Here is a 19,222-nt window from a genome sequence, read left to right on the forward strand (position 1 = left end):
AGGATTTTATTACTGGGGAGGTCACAAGAATGAAGGGCCTTCAAGGGCAGGCCGACGACCAGATCCCGCCCCCCTTTCAAGCCTGGCCAGAGCTTATGCAAACCATGGGCGATGCGATGGTTCTCGCTCGTGCGCGCATCCGGGGCACAGACGCCCGTACCATTGGACAATTGGCTCCCGTATCGCAGACGTCAGAGCCGGACGCTTCACGCCCGGCATTCCAATACCCGCGTGCTCTTGGACCAACTCGTCTCCACCGGCCCACGGGCGTCAGACGAGTCTTACACGCAAGCCAAGCAAAATACGTTTGAGCTTATGGTAACTTAGACAGTGTTCATAGAACGAAACAGTGTTAGCAGAACGAAACGGCGGCAACATTCGCGCATTCCATTGGAGGACATAGATCATCATGGGAACTCGACACCCTAGCCGGTCGATCGTTGGTTATGCCGCAATTTGCGCGCTGTGTTTGATGGTTGCTTCGTCTGCATCGGCAATTGAAATTGATCTGGAGCCGCCTGGAGATCGCGAGTTCGTCCGCGACTTGGCTGGTCTACTTGACTCGGGCTCAAAAGAGCACATCCGAAATCTGTGCGATAGCCTGCTGACAGACAAAGCTACTCCAATCATCGTCATCACGATTGAATCCATGGCGAAGTACGGCGGCGAAGATATGCGTATCGAAACCTTCGCCACCTTGCTCTTTGATCAGTGGGGCATCGGGCATGCAACCTTGGGCAAGCAGGCGTGGAATACGGGGATCCTGCTGCTAGTTTCCAGGGACGATCGGAAGGCACGAATTGAGCTCGGTGGCGGATGGGGGCGACGCGAGGATGAACTCTGCCGTCAGATAATGGACGAGCATATCATCTTCCATTTTAAACAAGCTCGCTTTGCCGAGGGCATCGTGGCCGGGGTCGAGGCCCTGGACCAGATGGGACGAAAGCTGGAATTACCCACGCGGCCTCGCCCGTGGTGGCACTACGCGCTGGTAGTCGGATGCATTGGCCTAGCGATTTTTACCATCGTGTCTCTTATTCGCCGCGGAGCCAGCGGATGGGCTTGGATTTTTTGGGGTGTCGTATTTGCGATCGTGGGTACGATTCTCTATCAGCTGGTAACCAGCCGAGGCAGTGGCGGTGGATTCAGCGGAGGGTCGTTTGGCGGAGGTTCTTCCGGTGGCGGCGGTGCAACAGGGTCTTGGTAAGGATGAATAACTATGCAGCGAGCATCTGACCTCTTTACCGAGGAACAGCGTAAGCAAGTCGAAAAAGCGGTCGTTGAAGCCGAGGCCAAGACATCGTGCGAAGTCGTCCCCGTCGTAGCCACCGCCTCTGGACGTTACGATCGAGCGGAGGATATGATCGGCCTTTGGCTGGCGGTTTTTGCAGCGATCACGGTATGGGTGATCCTGCCCAGGCAGGCGAACGAATCGGGCAACTGGGACGGCGCGCCCTTTTATATCGGATTGTTGGCAATGCTGGCCGGCATAATGGTAGCATTTATCGCAGGTGCCATCGCAGGAAATCGGATCGCTTGGCTCCGGCGACTGTTCACTCCTCGCAATCAGATGCGTGAGGAAGTTTCTGCTCGAGCACGACAGATCTTCTTCGACAAACGCGTACACCACACCAGTGGTGCAACCGGCATGCTCATCTATGTGTCGCTGTTCGAACGCATGGCCGTCGTCCTTGGCGATCAACAGGTTCTGGACAAAATCGGGCAGTCTTCCCTCGACCGACTTTGTCAACTATTGACGGATGGCCTACGCCACGGAGAGCCAGCAGACGCAATTTGCAGTGTGATCTCAGAAGCTGCAATACAACTTTCAGGTCCACTACCTCGAGACGAACGTGACACCAATGAGTTGCAGGACGCCCTAGTTCTGATCGATTAGTCATAACTCAATTGGTCGGGGTGTGGAGATTTCCCACCAGGTTTCTGTACCGAATTGCGGAGCCTGTCCGCAGGCTTTCTTCCCAAGGTCGATCCTCCTGCTTGCAGCTAACTTCACTTAGCCTTTCTTCGTTAGAGGCGATCCGTCCGTTGCTGATTTCTTGAAAGCGTCGGCACGAAAAATACGGGACAGGCTCGCCACGGAACTGCCCCCCACGCGTTCTCGACCAACTGCGGCGTCTGGAATGCTCCCATTTGCGATACCAAGGGCTATGAAAGCTGTGGTTAGGACCAAGTAACGGTTCAGATTGTTCGCTGTGCTGATGGCGTGGAGTGAACGGAGCGATGTTGACAATCGAAAGCTAGCCAGAACAACACCGATCCCTGCATGACCTGAACAACAACATCGACCGCTGTGTGCCCACCGGGGAAAAATTAGAGCTTGCCGTTGGAAAAGTTTTAGGGACCGCTTACCAACTTTAAACTCCGACATCATGCGAGTTCGGCACCCAGGCGGAATGTGCTAGAATCCGATCAACGACTCTCTGTTCCACTGCCATTTTGCGTCTATGGGCGTTTCCGCATGTCAAAACTCGCGAATGTTAGCCATTGGAGCAATTGGATGAATGCCGCTGACTCGACCGCCACGAATCACATTTGGCATCTTTACATCGACGGTCCGTTCGGGGGCGGATGTAGAGGCAAAACCGAACCATGTCGAACGAGACGATCCTTGGCGGCTTTTAGTGCGAATGGCAGTCAAGAAAGTGGTGGACGAACGAAGGCACGCACTTGTGGCAGCGACCCGGGGGGAGACGTCCGGCTCCAGCTGCAGGGCCACTCTGGTGACGCCCCAAATGTCATGGAAGCCATCGGCAACGAACCGTTCCTCAAAATGTTGCTGATGCCCCAGAAATCTATGGAACAGTATTATTATTCTCATTTGGGTGTCGGGCATCTCTGAAATTTAGCGGGTGACAAGTTAGAAGGGTATTCAAACGCGGAGTTCGCACGGCGTTTGAGTTGCTCCGAGGGGACGCTCGAACGTCGTCTGCACCTGATTCGAGAAAAATGTCAGAAGAAATTGGTCGATCTCAATGAATTTTCGTCAGAAAAAACTTCCCATTGCATCCCTGGAACGGATTGATGACCTGTGCGCTGATTTTGAACGCAGGTGGCAGTCCGACTCGCCGACGACAATCGACTCGATGCTTCACGCAGATGTCTCTGCCACCGAGCGAGACGTTTTGCTTGCTGAACTCATCGTCCTTGAAATCGACTACCGGCGACGGCGCGGTGAAACACCCCAATCCCAGGAATACCTCGAGCGTTTTCCGGAAGCCTCCCAAGCGATCCACGACGCCCTTGGAGAAGCCGGTAAACGGTCGGGCGGATTTAGTCCACCAACCGTGGGCCGTCTGGCTGAACTCTTCCCGTCGCTGGAAATCATCGAGCTCATCGGCGCAGGTGGTATGGGTGCCGTTTACAAGGCACGACAATCGGGACTCGACCGTCTTGTCGCATTGAAGATTCTCCCAGAGGAATTGAGCCACGATGTCAAATTTGCCCTGCGTTTCACGCGGGAAGCTCGGACGTTGGCAAAACTGAGTCACCCCAACATCGTCTCCGTTTATGAATTCGGAAGCGTCGAGGGCACCTACTATTTTCTGATGGACTTTGTGGATGGCTCAACGCTGCGCGATGTGGTGAAGGCTGGCCAATTGGAGCCTCAGCACGCATTGGCCATTGTGCCGCATCTCTGCGATGCACTGCAATACGCACACGACAAAGGGGTCGTCCACCGAGACATCAAACCAGAGAACATCCTGATAGCCACTGATGGTTCGGTCAAGATCGCCGACTTTGGCCTCTCACGGATCCTCGGCCACGAGAGCCAAGAAGAGGCGCTCACCGGAACGCATCAGGTGATGGGTACACCTCGCTACATGGCTCCCGAACAACTGGAAGGTTCACGTAGCGTCGATCACCGTGCCGACATCTATTCGCTAGGTGTTGTTTTCTACGAAATGTTGACCGGTGAACTCCCCATCGGGCGCTTCGCCGCACCATCGAGGAAAGTCGAAATTGACGTTCGCCTCGACGAAGTCGTTCTGCGTACGCTTGAGAAGGAACCGCAGCGCCGCTATCAGCATGCGAGTCAGATTAAGTCGGATGTGCAATCGATAGCTGCAACTGGCAACGCAGCGCTTGCGATAACGGTTGCTCGTGACGCGGAACCTCGAGACATTCAAGAAACGGCAAACGCGAGTCTAGCCCAGCAAGAGCTCGCCGGAAGGATGTTGTTGACACGGCGCCGCCTAATGGAACGCGTCGAATTATCGCTGCGGCCGCTTTTCCGCTGGCAGTTGCTGCAAATCCTGTTTGGTGTTGCACTGATTCTGCTGGCAGTGCAGTGCTATATACGAAGCACGCAGCTTCCGTATCGCATTGCGAACGGAGTCATTGTGCATGTCTACGGCGTGATCGTGGTTGCCCAAGCGGCGCTCGTATGCACTAGAATCCGAAGAATCGACTACTCGAAATCCGTGCTCGACATCCGCCACAAGCTCGCCAGCGTGCGATCCGGCTACTTGCGTGCCGGTGTCATCATTGGTTTTGTATGGTGGCTGATGTGGATTCCCGTTGCCGTCGCGTGTGGATTCGACTTCGTGCTCCATCCGCGTTCCCTGCTTGTCTCGCTCGTCGTGGGGATCATCGGCTTTCTCGGCTCGCTCTGGCTATACTGGCGCGCGCTCAAACCTGGCAATAAATCGGCAGAATACTGGAGAAAAAAATTCTCTGGTGAGAGCATTGCCGCCGCGTATCTGGCACTCGACGAAATTGAAGACGCCCAAATTCGTTGACGTTTCGGCGAAAAAACGACGTCCGCCTCTCTTCCACCTGCGCCACCGTTGGGCGAGCAGCCCTTTAATCTTCAGGAGCCTACCATCAGCACTTCAGCCTCGCACACCGAGTCGCAAACGGGGACAGTCGCCACTGCAGAGACCATGCCAGTCATCCCTCCAACGTCGTCCGTTGATCGACGGCATGATCTAGATGCGTTGCGAGCAATTGCCATGTTGCTGGGCATTCTACTCCATGCCGCACTCTCCTTTGCTCCGATCCCCTGGACAGTTCAAGATTCACAGCAAAGCGAGGCCTACTACGTCCTCTTTGCCTGCATTCACGGGTTCCGCATGCCGCTATTCTTCATGCTCAGCGGATTCTTCACCGCGATGTTGTGGCGGAAGCGGGGGATCGCTTGCCTAATCCAACATCGCTTCAAACGAATTTTCTTGCCGCTCGTCTTCGGCTGCCTGACGATCGTCCCAGCAATGTGGGCAGTCGGCTACATTGCTTCCCGCCCATCCCCGGGGAGTCCCGAGAGCTCTATGCTTTTCACGGCGGTCGTGGCCGGCAATGCAGACCTGGTTCGTACAGAACTTCAGAATTCTGAAACCGACGTCAACTCGCTCGATGGGAATTCGGGGTCGTCGCCACTGTGCGCTGCTGTATTCTTAGGAAGCCCCGAAATTACCGAGCTGCTCATCGATGCCCAGGCCGATGTCAATCTGCCCAATCGAGATTTAGCAACGCCATTGCACATCGCGGTCTTCATGGGGCGTGCACAGGAGGCTGCTATGCTATTGACTGCAGGAGCCGAAACCGACGTGCGTGACGGGAGCGGAATGACGGCCCGGGAACTCCTCACAATAGATTTCGGCACGACGAACTTCATTGCCAGTTCGCTTGGAGTTTCCGTTGACGAAACAGCGCTACTGGCAGGTCGCAAGGAAATTGCCGAATTGCTCAACGAAACTGAATACCTTGGCTCAGAAGCAAGCGCGGGGCAGGCACTCAATCTCGAAGGACTCAAAGGCCTGCTGTTCCAGCTACCCGTCTTCATGCATCTTTGGTTCCTGTGGTTCCTGTGCTGGCTTGTCGCCGCATTCCTGCTCTATGCGCCGCTCGCTAAAGCGTTGCACATTGAGAAGTTACCACGCTGGCTCGTTTGTTCGCCGGTCAGCCTACTGGGGCTAATTCCGCTGACCATGCTGCCGCAGGCGTTCATGGCAACAGAAAGTTTTGGACCGGATTCGTCAATTGGCCTGCTTCCGATTCCGAGCGTGCTAATTTACTACGCGATCTTCTTCTTTTTCGGGGCTGTTTATTGGGACATGGACGACACCTCGGGCCAACTCGGCCGCTGGTGGTACATCAGCCTGCCCGTCGCGCTATTGGTCATCTTCCCCATCGCACTGGATCTGGTATCGGGAACATTTGAAATCATTCCAACGATCAAGGACGAGTCGACGAAGGCCCTACTCGGCAGCTTTCTCCAAGCCGCGTTCGCTTGGCTCATGACGTTCGGTTCGATCGGCCTGTCTAGCCGGCTACTGTCCCGCGAAAGCCGCACGCTGCGCTACATCTCGGACTCGTCGTACTGGCTCTATCTCATCCATCTCCCACTAGTAATACTCGCGCAGTGGTGTCTTCGAGACCTACCAATCCCCGCCTTCCTGAAATTCGCCTCCATCACCATCGTGGTCTCCGCTTTCATGCTTCTCGCCTATCAATACGGAGTCCGTTACACGGCGATAGGCAGGCTACTCAATGGACCGCGAACCCGCCCTTCGCTTCTCTCCTAGCTCGCTGAGCGAGCGTTCGCACCGACGGTGTTCAGCTGGCACGCCTCAGCGTTGGTCTCCCCGCATCCATAACTCGCACCCATAACTCGCATCGGTAACCACGCCGCTGTGAGTTTGTCCAATTCTGAAATGACAGCAGCTGCATAGTCGAGTACAACCGGTGGGCTCCCAAGTCCTGTCTTCTCTGCTTACAATCTTAGAGGTTCAAGCGCCCGTCAAATGCGAACCTTCTCACTGGGCTTCACGAAAAGTATTGGCAACGCATGTCGCGTCCCAAGCCGGCCAATAAGCCGCTAATTGCACGGGAACGGCTGTAGCGGTGCGATTAGAAATAGGCGATCCACTCCCGCCACCGCCTCGAATTACTATGTGTATGTGTCGAAGTAGCATGATCACAACCAAACAATGGGCCGCGTCGCATGGCATCGGCGTAGATGACTCACTACCTCCCGTGGCGGACTACAATGAGCCGGTGCCTCGCACATCGCAAGAGGCCGCTGTCCGCACAGTAATCCTGCATGCGATCGCTGCAACCGGCTACGGCGTCGCCCCGAAACCAATCGTCGAATGGCTGATCGACCAGTCAATATGGCAGCACGCATCTCCCGCGGAACAGAAGCTATTAGAAGCAACCGCCCCAACGGACGAAGAACTCAGCGAAGCTCGATCGAGGCAAGAAGCTCAATGGGCTTTGCTGTGGACTACTGGGGTACCCGTTCACGGTTGTCTGCGACTTAAACACGCCCCTGAAGCAACGATTGAGGCTGCCTGATGGGGGAGTGCGGTCGTGAACGAACGGCTCAAATGCTTCGCAGTGGTGAGCTTGCGTGTTATGACTCCTCGCCGTTGAGTTTGGCTGGGGGCGAGTCTGGTGCAGCAGAAAGCGTTGTTGGCAGGAAAATGTTGGCAGGAAGATAGCCAGAGCAATTCATCTTCCGGACTCCATCTTCCTGCAAAAACGTCCGCCTGGATACTTCGAAACCGTTTACCATTGCCTGCGATTTAGACTCAAAACTGAAGCCACTGTTGAAATGGTAAGTCGATAAGTCATGTCGTGTACGGCTACTTTTTCTTTTCGCGTATTTAGCGTCTTTCGCGGTTACGTATCCTGGGACTGGGGACGGTTCAGGGGGTGCGAGCGAAATTTGTCTGTGCGAGATTTGATTTGCTTGAGCTTGCTCGTGGGAGTGTTGGTCAGGCGAGGTGTGTCCGCCTGGCCAGCAGGTGAGCAGATTAACGACCGCGAAATACACGAAAGACGCGAAAGGAAGGGGCTGGAAGTGGGGGCCTGATTGTGCTCTCGCGACTTACCTTGTCACCGTTCACGGTTGCCTGCGACTTAAACTCAAAACTGAAGCCACGATTGAAGCGGACTGGTGGATGAGGAAGGTCGTGTACGGCTACTTTTTCTTTTCGCGTATTTAGCGTCTTTCGCGGTTACGTATCCTGGGACTGGGGACGGTTCAGGGGACGGGCGAGCGAAATTTGTCTGTGCGAGATTTGATTTGCTTGAGCTTGCTCGTGGGAGTGTTGGTCAGGCGAGGTGTGTCCGCCTGGCCAGCAGGTGAGCAGATTAACGACCGCGAAATACACGAAAGACGCGAAAGGAAGGGGCTGGAAGTGGGGGCCTGATTGTGCTCTCGCGACTTACCTTGTCACCGTTCACGGTTGTCAGCGATTTAGACTCAAAACTGAAGCCACGGTTGAAGCGGACTGGTGGATGAGGAAGGTCGTGAACGGTTACCGCAAAAAGACCAGTGGTATCGAGTCATGGTTAAAGTACGTGGTGAGAAAGCAAGTTGCTTCGTAGACGGAGAGCAGATCTTTGAGGTTCTTGATCTGCCCTATGATACGGGCCGTGTAGGCATTCGCATGTGGAGAACTTGGAGAGGGAAGTCTGAGTTTAAGAACTTCCATGTGAGTTCCCCTGACGGTGATGTGCTATGGTCTGGTCTACCAGACCTTCCGAACCCATAAAATGCTTTTCAATGGTGACAAAAGCGAAGCTGTGAAGCCGAATCCTTCAACAGATAAACAGGCTCAGCGATGCTTCCCGAATGCCGATCGACTCTCCCCAAGCTTCTAGCGTGAGTCCGTCAACGTTCTAGGAATCGAAATCGCTTTCTGGAGCGAAACCGAAAGACTGGATCCACAATCGAGTTTTACCACAGTGTGGTTGGCTACCCTGCCAGCGAACTCAGGGGACGTGGACCGACCTGATTGCGGCTGGCGTGTCCCTGATGCGAGCGGGTTTGTTTCTTCGGAGCTGAAATCCCTGCGTGTGCTCACACTCGCTTCCGCGTCGGCCTGACTGAGCGTGTGACGGGCTCGCCACGATCAGGGGGAACCAAAAACTATTGGAATGATGAGACTCATGTTGTTGCGATCTCCTCGTACGCATGGCCTTCATTCTGATCGATTCGTTCCGGCCGTCCCTTGTGCATGTAAACCAGCTTCCGATGATCCACCCCCATCAGATGCAGGATTGTGGAATGAATATCGTGAACATGCAGGCGATCTTCGACTGCATGAAGCCCTAGTGCGTCGGTAGTTCCGTAAGCCTGGCCGCCTTGCACTCCGCCGCCGGCCATCCACATCGTGAATCCAGTGGGATTGTGGTCGCGCCCATTCCCTTTCTCGCTCATCGGCGTTCGACCGAACTCGCCTCCCCAAACGACCAACGTCTGCTCCAACAATCCGCGTTGCTTAAGATCCCGCAGGAGTCCCGCTACCGGCAAGTCCATTCCACCACACATCCGCGTATGGTTTCCTTCGATATCGGAGTGGGCATCCCACTTGCTGCCAGCTCCATGGTAGCATTGCACAAAACGGACACCTCGCTCGACCAGTCGACGTGCCATCAACAGATTGCGTCCGTAGGCTGCAGTCCTCTTGTCATCCATACCGTACAACTTATGAGTCTCGGCAGATTCCTGTGACAGGTCCACGGCCTCTGGAGCATGGGACTGCATCTTGTATGCAAGTTCAAAACTGCGGATGCGAGCGTCGAGATCCGTGTTGTCCTGCCGTGATTCGGCATGCCGCAGATTCAGTTGCAATAGAAAGTCGAGCTCTTTGCGCTGCTGGGCTGTCGCGACATGCTTGGGAGGCACCAAGTCTGAAAACGCGGAACCCTCGCGCTGCATGGTGGTCCCCTGATAGACCGCTGGCATAAATCCAGCCCCCCAGTTTCGGGCGCCATTGATCACCCGTCCCTGACCTTCTTGCATCACCACAAACGCTGGCAAATTCTCGTTCTCAGTACCGAGACCGTACGTTACCCAACTACCGAGCGACGGTCGACCTGCAAACTGAGTTCCCGTATTCATCTGACAAATACCGCCAGAATGGTTGATACCGTTCGTCCAACAGGAGCGAATCACGGCAAGCTCATCAGCCATTTTCGCAGTGTGCGGCAACCAATCGGAAATCCACAGCCCTCCCTCACCATGCTGTTTCCACTTGCGTTGGGTAGCCATGATTGGAGAATCAAATTCACCCATCGCAGTAATCACACGCCCAAAGCTTTCAGGAATCGGCTTCCCGGCCAATTTATCGAGCGCGGGTTTGGGATCAAAGGTGTCGAGATGGCTCGGGCCCCCATCCATGAACAGAAAGATGACGCTCTTCGCCTTCCCGGGATGGTGTGTCAACTTGGCAGACAATGGTGACGTTGCCGGCTGCCCCGCAGCTTTTGCCTCATCACCTTGCAACAAACTAGCCAACGCCAGCGCACCGAAGCCACCACCGCTCTTAAGGAGCATCTCTCGACGAGAAACAGTACCATGGCTCTCATGATCAATCGACATAAATCACCTCATTGAAGCAAAGGAGTGCGTGGATCAGTGCAATGCGTGCTTGCATCGCAGGAGAAGCGAATTCCGCCTCTCGATCATTGACGATTGCATGATGCTGATGGCCCGATTGATCCTGACCTAAACTCTTGATGTCCGTAAACTCAATGTCTAATAGCAATTGAGATTCATCCCGTTCGTCGCCGAGCAAATCGTCTTGGCTTAAAGCTCGATTGTGCATCCGAACCTGTTGAATCAACCCATCCCAAAGGTGTTGGTTTGATCGCCCGCCTATTTCAATCGGTCCCTTGGCTTGCGCATTCCAGCGTGCTTCGTGCGCGACCCGCGCAATTTCAAGCTCGCCATCCGCTTGGGACAGATCTTTCAAATAGAAAGTAATGCCTTCCTCGGTAGCGTTGTCCAGATCTATCGACACTGCAATGTAGTACGGCTTGTTCAACTCGAGATGTAAGTTCGAAGCAATGACTTCGTATTCAGGTTTGCTAGTGGGGTCCTTTCGCGAACCGACCAGCTGCAGAATCAAATTGCGAGGCTGATAGCTACTCTTGGTAGAAGTCACGCCAAGCGACCAACCGCGTTCGGTGTTTTTCTTCGACCAACCCGCGACGATCGTTCGGACCGATGCGTCCGGGTACAGTGAGTGTAGCATTACCGTTGCTTCGATAGTGAAGTCACCTTCGGCTTCAGCTTCGACGAACTCTTGAATCGACTCAACTTGGATCGTCGTTGGCTTCTCGGCGGTGATTTGGATTGCAGAACCACCGCTTGGCATTGCGGCAAGCAGATTGGGCAATTCAGAGACCTCAGCACTTTCCGCATAAGACTCGAGAAAGGTTGAGGCCATCTCGAATTCTTCCAGACTCGGCGATCGGAAATACAGACGCTGATACGCGTCGTGAATCAGCGAATGCACGCTCATTGAACCAACATTTACCGTCAGTGCTTTGGCACGATCGTGCAGCCAAGGATTGTTCATCATCAGCAACGATTGAGGGGAGGTGGTCGTTCGGTGTCGCTTGCCTTGACTCTCGACTCGATCTGGAAAATCGAATACGGACAACATAGGATCCAAGGCGTTACGTTTGACATTCTTGTAGATTGCCCGCTTTTCCGGTCCCATTTCGCCGCTGGCTGCGAGAATGCAATCATGGATTTCTTCCCCTGAAAGTCGGCGTGGATTCTGCCGCCACAGGAGAATGTTCTGCGGGTCGAGCTTCGCCAGTTGATCGTCCATCGGACGGTCGGAACATTGACGGTAGGTGGCCGAATTCAGTATCAGGCGATGCAGTTTCTTGAAACTCCAACCGTCATCCATAAAGCGACGGGCGAGCCAATCGAGGAGTGCAGGGTGCGAAGGAGGCGTTCCGAGGCGTCCAAAATCACTCGTATTCTCCACAAGACCACGTCCAAAGTGCTGCTGCCAGACGCGATTCACCATCACCCGAGCCGTCAGAGGATTCTCCTTGCTGACGATCCAATTCGCGAGTGCGGATCGCCGGCCCGTCGATTGCAACGCCGTTGGAGGACGCTGAATCTTCGGCTGGTCGTCTCCCAAAATCACAGGAAATGCAGGCTCGATCGGAGTATCGTCGTTCGAGTCTGGCATGAAGGTCGGTGGTGCTTCAGGTCCGACGTCGCTGGCGACGAACTTCATCGTTGGTAGCGGTGCTGGTTTCAAATCATCGAATTCCGCCAGTTCTTGCAGCAGTTTCTGACGCTCGGCTTTCTGGCCCTCCTCCAACCATTCAGGCAGTTTCTCAGGATTCAACTCCAGTTGACGCATCGTCAGTGCCGCAATCTGATACTCATAAGGACTTATCTCGCCACGTCGACTGGATACGAGCGCTTGAATTTCCTTGGTGAACTTATCGAATCCTTGGCCTCCAGCTTTGTTGAGCAGCACGGGCGTTTCGATTTGGTGCAGACGCTGACGAATTTCCGCCGTTGCTTCCTCCCAAATCTGCTGTTGCTCAAAGTGTCGCGTGCGGGTTGCAACATCTGCAATCGGTTGGTCTTCGCGAGGCAGCAGTGGTGTAAAAAAGGAGCGAAGGGCGAAGTAATCGTGCTGCAATAACGGATCAAACTTGTGATCGTGGCAGCGGGCGCATTTGAGACCTTGCGCGAGAAAGACATCGGCCGTCGTCTCGGTCACGTCATTGAGAATTTGCGACCATTGTCCCTCAACGTCACGTTGGTTGTATTCGTAAATCCAGTGTCGTAGGAACATCGTGCCAATCAGCGCATCTCTGTTTCCTGGATCGACCTCATCTCCGGCGAGTTGTTCCAGCACAAAACGATCGTACGGTTTGTCTTCATTAAACGACCGGATGGCATAATCACGGAAATGACGGGCTTCCGGTCGGGAGTGATCTGCATTGTATCCATCAGAGTCTGCGTAGCGGACGAGGTCCAACCAATACCTAGCCTGATTCTCACCGTAAGAAGAATCTTGCAGAAGCTGCTCTACCAGCGATGCGTACCATTGCTCCTCACTCCTCACCAGCAAGGCTGTTTCATCGTTAGGGGGTAACCCCGTGAGTGCAAAATGAACGCGTCGAGCCAGCTTGGGCGGTGCAGCTTCCGGAGCGGGGCGGATGCCCTCTTGCTGTAAACGCTGAAGAATAAAATGGTCAATTTCATTGCGACACCAGCCCTGGTCGTCTACCTCGGGGACTGCCGGATCGGCAACCGGTTGGTAACACCACCAGTCGCGATCCTCCTCGTCGATCGTAGATACCTTTTTCAGCTCAACACCGCTTGGCCAGTCTGCCCCAGCAGCCACCCAGACAGCTATGCCGTCTACGAGTGCGTCTTCCAGCTGACCACTCGGCGGCATTTCATACGATTCGTAGCGCAGCGCCTCGAGCAACAAACTTTCATCAGGATTACCGGGAGCAATGGCCGGGCCAGAGTCGCCTCCCTGCAGCAATCCCTCGAGGGTGGTCAAATTCAAGCCCCCCTCTTGTTTATGACCATCGTGGCATTTGATGCAATTTGCTATCAGCAGCGGTCGAACGTGTTGTTCGAACAGGTCCCGCTCTGCTGTGGCTAATTCTCCAGCCATCGCTGGAAGCCCGCACGCCAGCAGCCAAGCTGTTGTCAGGACCTTGAAAATTAATCGTGGCCAATTTAAGTGCATTCTCATTCTTCCTCCGGTAGGCCAGCGATGAAGACAGGATCAACATAGTGCCCGTCATCAAGTGCATCCTGAATAAAAAGTCCTTCAATGATCTCACCGTTAGCATATCCCAAGTCTGTGAGATCAATCCCGACGGCCAGTCCGCGAAATTGGATGCTTTGTTGCTGTGGCAAGATCTTTAATGAATTGAGTTCAGCGAGTGAGCTCGCATTTTCTGCAAAAAAGTGGACATGGAAGTTCGTCAGCACTTTCGCTTCAGGCGATTCCATCGTCAGATCATACTTGCGAACCGTGTACGACTTGAGTCCGTCGCGGAACTTCAGCGGACTGACATGAAACGCATCACCGTCAGGCGGATTTCCAAATGTTTGCAGATCGAAAATAATCACATCCGCTCCAGGACCATTCACAATCGGCTGGTCGAATCGAATCGCCATGCCAGGTGTCCCCGCTTTCCCCTCCATGATCGGATCGGTTGTTAGCGGCTCGACGCTTCCATCAGGATTGATTACCCCGGTGATAAGGCTGTCATCCCGCAAGGTCTCATGTCTGGGAGATGGCAGCGTTTCCCCACCACACAGAAACGGGCGCGTGACTGTCGCTCTGAACCAGGTGAGCTGAGCAGCAATCAGGGAGTCAACGGGAAATCGAATCGCTTTGCCGCCGCGCTGGACGGTCACGCTGGTCAAGTGTTCGGCTCCCCCCTCGGGTCCCAAGATTGTCTCATAGGAGACAACGCGGTCAGGCAACTCGCTCCGGTAGACGCTCGCCTCAAATGGAACGTTCTCCGTCGCGAAGGCACCTGCCCCCAGAAACCTCTTCGCCTCCCCGTCGACCAATCGCTCCGCCGTGTCGTCGGCTGCGTGCGAGTCCGCCACTCGCTGAACATCGTAGATATCGGCAGCCCCTTCGATGACTTGCACCTCCGTTTCACTCATTTCACCGACATTCACGGAAAATCGGGTACCACGATCCACCACGCGCGTCACCGGCGTTTCGATATGAAACCCCTCTGCCCCCTCGGGCGCATGCACAGAGCAGCGACCTACGTCCAGTGCCAAACTCTCGTCAGACGAAACGTGAAAGACCGCTGGGCCTTCAAGAATCGCCGAAGCTCCAGTAGGAAATAGGACTTCAATGAGACCGCTCATGAGCACATACTCACGCCGTGGCGCGAGCACGGACCCCACCGGCGGAGAAAGCTCTCCAAAGAATTTTGCATGCGCACTACTTACTAACCGAACCTGATCATCCACCACTGCCGTACCGCGCGGACGCGAATCGTCGATGGCAACAGGTGTCGGCCCCATGGGGCGGAAGACAAACGTCATGACTGCCACCAGAATCAAAGCGGCCACCAGCCATGCGGTAGGCGATATAGCTGAGCGTTCCCTTCGCCCCTTTTTCCGTGGGAGCCCCGAAGCGTCCGGATTAACGGAAACTTGAGACATCACTTGGCTAACAAACTCATCCTGGTTTTCCGGCAATTGAGCCAATGTCTGACGAACGAAAGCATCCTGTTGCGGTAAGGAGTCGGCCATCACCAGCCCAAGCAACCGATGCGTTTGCAGCAAGTCGGCGGCGCGCTGCACGTAGCAGTCGTCCGCGGAAAGCAACTCATGCAGCTCTTCGAGTCCGCGCTCGTCTAACTCGCCTTCGAGATAGTCGGTCCACAATTCGGCGAAACGGTCTTGATGATTCACGACGCCCCCCCCTCTGTCGCAAGCCTTGCATCGATGCACTCCTGCAATTTCCCCCTAATTTTCCAAAGCTGTTTCTTCACGGCAGGCACCGAACGACCGCTGCGGGCGGCGATCTCTTGAAGAGGGATTTCTTCGTCGTAACGCCACGTCACAAAACGGCGAAGATGATCCCCCAGCGACTCTAGGCATTGTTCCAAATATTCAAGTTTCGTAGTCCACACTTCGGGGGATTCGCTGCAGCGACGATCCAATTCTCTCTGCAACAACTCCGGTCCGTAACGAGCATGATAGTCCGCAATTCGGCGCAAACGCGTCTTTTCAGTCATCAATTGGTAGCGTGCAATCGTGAACAACCAAGCTCCAAAATCAGTACCAATTTCGAACTCTTGCAATCGCGAAAACGCAGCCACAAAGCTACGTTGCGCAATTTCATCCGCATCAACGCCCATCGGCACGTGTGCCGCTAACCACCCCCTTAACGCTCTCTCATACCGGCGCAGCACAACTTCGAATTCTGCCGTCTCGCCGCGTAAAACACGTTGCAGGGCTTTAGTCACGTTCGGATCATTGGGTAAAGAGTTCATGGTCATCTCATTGGAAGTCATCTCTTTAGGAGTATGGCAGCAGATTGCATAAGGTTACCCGCAAGGACCACTTTAACGATGAAAAACTCGATTCCAGTCTCTAAGGCTGTGAAACCCACCAAAACATCCAATAGGTCGTTCACTTCCACAGGTCATTAGTGGCTTCAGATGGGCGCACCTGCAGAAACACTCCTGAGCCGAACAGGCTATCGCCCCCGCAAGCGCATTCGGGCGAACGTTCGCTTGGCCTAACAGAAAATCTCCTCCCCAGTATAACGACGCTCACGGCTTCGCTTTGCATACGGCTGAGCATTTTCCTCTCTCAAACACGATAACCAGTACACTTTAATACCGCTCGACCCGTCCAACCTCGATTTCATGCTATTCCATCATCAGCGATACGGCAGGCCGAGCTCAGCGGTAACCAAACCATTTTTCGCCTTGCCCCCTCCGCACCGCCAGGCAGCGGCCCGTTAAGCAGCGGTCGTTTGTGAGTTTGATCGGGTTTCTTCCGCCGGGGAGCAGCAGCAATTTTCCGCAGGTTCGGCATACGGTCGGTCGGGTGCGTTGGCCTCTCCAAGTTCAATGTTCCGTACTACGCTCGTTATACCGCCGAGCTTCTGGTTGCACCGGCGATGCGAAGCGTTCCGCTCGGAATGCAAAATCATCGAGTCTTGTGTCTACCGCCCTCCATCGTTCTAGCCCATCGGACCACGGGGCAGGTGCAGTTGGACGAATAGATCAAACCACTCGTATTCCATCCTTCTCAATCGTAATGACTCTCTGTTTATACAGGGCACCTATCGCCTTCTTGAACTGCCCTTTGCTCATCCCCAACAGATCAAAGATCTGAGCTGGAGAGGACTTGTCGTGGACCGGTGCAAAACCGTCGTGGTCGCGCAAATAATCTTGAATAACCTGATGATAATTATCGCGAATCTCCTGCGCAGTTTTCAGACTCAGATCAATTCTTCCGTCCTCGCGAATATGCTTGACATAGCCTTGGATACTCTGCCCAAAACTAAGCCGTTGATCAACCTCATCTCTGTACAGCAATCCCCAATGACTATGATTTACGATCGCTTTGAAACCTAACTCGGTGCTGTTTCCGATGATTAAATCGACCGACTGCTGCGGAAGCAAATCATGTGGGCCATCTTCCATTACGACTTTATCAATTTTTGAAGTCGCTGCGATCCGCTCTCGATTATCGAGGTAGAGATAAACGATATAGGATTCCCCCACGCTCATCGGCCGATGCTGCTCTGCAAATGGGACCAAGACGTCTTTGTCCAATCCCCAATCTAAGAACGCACCAATCTGATTGTTGTCTTTGACCTCCAAATAAGCGAATTCCCCGACCTCAGCTTTCGGAGTTTGAGTGGTCGCGATGGGGCGATCTTCCGAGTCTAGGTACAGAAAGACATCGACAGTATCATCGATACTCAAATTGTCTGGAGCATGCTTTGAGGGAAGCAATATCTGATCTAGATTTTCAGCGTCTAGATAGAATCCGAATTCAGTCTCCTTTACCACTCTTAGATTATAGGTCCTGCCGATATGAATCATGGTTATAGGGCTTCAGTGCTTTTCGCGGATACTTGATCAAAGTGGATGGTGAATTTTCGGAACTGTTCATGGACCGGAAGTGATAGGCAGCCTATCCGAAGCTCGGTGCACAGGTGCGGCATCCCCAATGTGTTATTGGTGCCTCCAAGCTCCCTGTCCGGTTTCAGTGCAAGTTTATTGCCAGGTAAATGAGCGGCAGATAGATACCTGGAGTTCAATCAGGCAGCCCACCCAACCGCCTCACAGAATCGCTGAAAATGGCGCACGCTCAATTTCGGCGAACGATAACAATTTCTTGAGCTGAATGGGCCGCCCCTGGCCGTGGCGATGCCCCCATATCCGCCGTTACTTAAGAGATAGTTTATCGTTCCAACTCCTCCTTGACGATCAGGTGGTTCGGACTTCGCCGCTTGGAGCCGATCCCCCTCCCACACTGGTTGCTATAGTAGTCCACCACGCGAGCAATGGCGAATTGGCTTCGACAGCAATTCGATTCGCAACCTTTCGGATATGTGGGAATGCAGCTCCAATTCAGGCAACGAAGTTTTTACGCGGCGGCTTGCAGTATCAAAATGCCCCTAATTCTGCGCAGGCGGTCTCAGGGCATCGAAATACCGTCGACAAGCGCGCGAAAGCATCGCGATGAGCCGCTATCGTCCGCACCATTCACAAATTGCCAGCCTTCCAAAGACTCGCGTCCTCAAACTTAGCTTAGAATCGAGATCCCGAAAATGCGTTCCAACAGACGGCAAACAGAACAACGCCCCACGGCATTGTGGTTCGTTGGATGCACTAGCTAACGGTTGCTCTCAGCAAGTTATTCTTGGGTTGCGAGCTGCTACGGTCTGGAAGCGGAGTAGGACCACAGCAACTCTCCCAACCTTGCACCAGCAACAGTTTGGAGAGCAGAAGTCGCGGATCGATCACCAACCGCATCAAGCACGGCGACATCCGTGTTCGAGGCCCACTAGCATGTGGTACCATTGAACGCGCTATCTTTTTCCCTGCCCCTCTCTCAACGGTCGGCTTCCCGAATGTCGAAAAGCACGAATATCAGCCACTGGATCGACTTGGTCAAGGGCGGTGACTCTGCCGCTGCGGATCGGATTTGGCAACACTACTTCGACCGTCTCGTGCGTTCAGTACGAGCTAGACTGCGCGGACAAAACCGCGCCGTATCTGACGAAGAAGACATCGTGCTGAGCGTCTTCGATAGCTTCTACAACGCTGCCGAAAACGGACGCTTTCCGGACTTGTCCGATCGCGACGATCTTTGGCGTCTGTTGCTGCGAATGTCGGCAAGGAAGGTGGTCGACAAGCGAAGGCACGATCGGCGGCAGCGTCGTGGTGGTAACGTCGAAGTTCACTCTTTGAATCCAACGGGCAGCGACCACAACGTCTTCGAGGTGATCGGAGACGAGCCATCGCCTGAAATGGCGCTGATGATGCGCGAATCCATTGAGGAATTTTTCTCTCATTTGGGCGCCGGAAACCTCAGAGATTTGGCAAGCGCCAAGCTTGAGGGTTACTCGAACGCGGAGCTGGCCGCGCGTTTTGGCTGCTCCGAACGAACTATTGAACGCCGTTTGCACCTGATCCGAGAGAAATGCCAACAGGAATTGTTCGAAAACGTTGCGAAGCCTCAAGCAGAAATTTCCGATCCGGCCCCAGAAACGGATCGATAATAGTTGCGCAAACGCAGAAGGCCACCATTCGTAATTCGGTCAGTGGTGGTACGGGAGACTGCCGATTGCGATCCGCAGCGTGCTCCCAATCGTACTGGATGGGACGCAAAATCGGTTCAACTTCGGCGCCAGTGCAAGAAATCCATCCGACTTGCATTTCAGCCGATCGCCCATCATCGACA

13 protein-coding genes are annotated in these 19,222 nt (G+C 54.2%); 7 read left to right on the plus strand and 6 right to left on the minus strand.

Annotated features, from left to right (window positions below; genetic code table 11):
- Positions 1-409 precede the first annotated feature (409 nt).
- From Q31a_RS16310 to Q31a_RS16335, 6 genes are all read left to right on the plus strand, one after another.
- Positions 410-1,207 (plus strand): TPM domain-containing protein, encoded by a 798-nt coding sequence (locus Q31a_RS16310; protein ID WP_145080040.1) that lies wholly within the window; start codon positions 410-412, stop codon positions 1,205-1,207.
- Positions 1,208-1,219: 12 nt separating this feature from the next.
- Positions 1,220-1,897, plus strand: coding sequence for a TPM domain-containing protein (locus tag Q31a_RS16315; RefSeq protein WP_145080043.1), 678 nt, complete (start codon positions 1,220-1,222; stop codon positions 1,895-1,897).
- 1,017 nt (positions 1,898-2,914) lie between these two features.
- A complete protein-coding gene (locus Q31a_RS30860) occupies positions 2,915-3,043 on the plus strand; it encodes a hypothetical protein (RefSeq protein ID WP_231690792.1) in 129 nt (42 codons plus the stop codon).
- Positions 2,994-4,760, plus strand: coding sequence for a serine/threonine-protein kinase (locus Q31a_RS16325; RefSeq protein WP_231690793.1), 1,767 nt, complete (start codon positions 2,994-2,996; stop codon positions 4,758-4,760). Before Q31a_RS30860 ends, Q31a_RS16325 begins: the two co-directional genes overlap by 50 nt.
- Positions 4,761-4,904: 144 nt before the next feature.
- Positions 4,905-6,545 carry an acyltransferase family protein gene (locus Q31a_RS16330; RefSeq protein ID WP_145080046.1) on the plus strand — a complete coding sequence of 547 codons (1,641 nt, stop codon included), beginning with the start codon at positions 4,905-4,907 and terminating at the stop codon, positions 6,543-6,545.
- Between the two features lie 388 nt (positions 6,546-6,933).
- Entirely contained in the window at positions 6,934-7,317 is a 384-nt protein-coding gene (locus Q31a_RS16335) for a DUF4272 domain-containing protein (protein ID WP_197355326.1), read from the plus strand.
- A gap of 968 nt (positions 7,318-8,285) precedes the next feature.
- Here the strand turns inward: Q31a_RS16335 and Q31a_RS30240 are convergent.
- The 6 genes from Q31a_RS30240 to Q31a_RS16360 all read right to left on the minus strand — a co-directional run bounded on the left by Q31a_RS30240 (position 8,286) and on the right by Q31a_RS16360 (position 17,355).
- Positions 8,286-8,462 carry a hypothetical protein gene (locus Q31a_RS30240; protein ID WP_197355327.1) on the minus strand — a complete coding sequence of 59 codons (177 nt, stop codon included), beginning with the start codon at positions 8,460-8,462 and terminating at the stop codon, positions 8,286-8,288.
- A 455-nt stretch (positions 8,463-8,917) separates the two neighbouring features.
- The gene (locus tag Q31a_RS16340) at positions 8,918-10,354 is read right to left on the minus strand and encodes a DUF1501 domain-containing protein (protein ID WP_145080052.1); all 1,437 of its coding nucleotides are present in this window, start codon (positions 10,352-10,354) and stop codon (positions 8,918-8,920) included.
- On the minus strand, positions 10,344-13,499 hold the full coding sequence (locus tag Q31a_RS16345; RefSeq protein WP_231690794.1) for a DUF1553 domain-containing protein: 3,156 nt from the start codon (positions 13,497-13,499) through the stop codon (positions 10,344-10,346). Before Q31a_RS16345 ends, Q31a_RS16340 begins: the two co-directional genes overlap by 11 nt.
- Positions 13,500-13,501: 2 nt before the next feature.
- On the minus strand, positions 13,502-15,202 hold the full coding sequence (locus Q31a_RS16350) for a FecR domain-containing protein (protein ID WP_145080058.1): 1,701 nt from the start codon (positions 15,200-15,202) through the stop codon (positions 13,502-13,504).
- On the minus strand, positions 15,199-15,786 hold the full coding sequence (locus Q31a_RS16355; RefSeq protein ID WP_231690795.1) for a sigma-70 family RNA polymerase sigma factor: 588 nt from the start codon (positions 15,784-15,786) through the stop codon (positions 15,199-15,201). The genes Q31a_RS16350 and Q31a_RS16355 overlap by 4 nt, the downstream gene beginning before the upstream one ends.
- Before the next feature lie 741 nt (positions 15,787-16,527).
- The gene (locus Q31a_RS16360) at positions 16,528-17,355 is read right to left on the minus strand and encodes a CvfB family protein (RefSeq protein WP_145080061.1); all 828 of its coding nucleotides are present in this window, start codon (positions 17,353-17,355) and stop codon (positions 16,528-16,530) included.
- A 1,034-nt stretch (positions 17,356-18,389) separates the two neighbouring features.
- On the opposite strand from Q31a_RS16360, the gene Q31a_RS16365 reads away from it, so the two are divergent.
- Entirely contained in the window at positions 18,390-19,040 is a 651-nt protein-coding gene (locus tag Q31a_RS16365; RefSeq protein WP_145080064.1) for an ECF-type sigma factor, read from the plus strand.
- The last annotated feature ends 182 nt before the right edge of the window (positions 19,041-19,222 follow it).

The organism is Aureliella helgolandensis (assembly GCF_007752135.1).
Lineage (GTDB): Bacteria > Planctomycetota > Planctomycetia > Pirellulales > Pirellulaceae > Aureliella > Aureliella helgolandensis.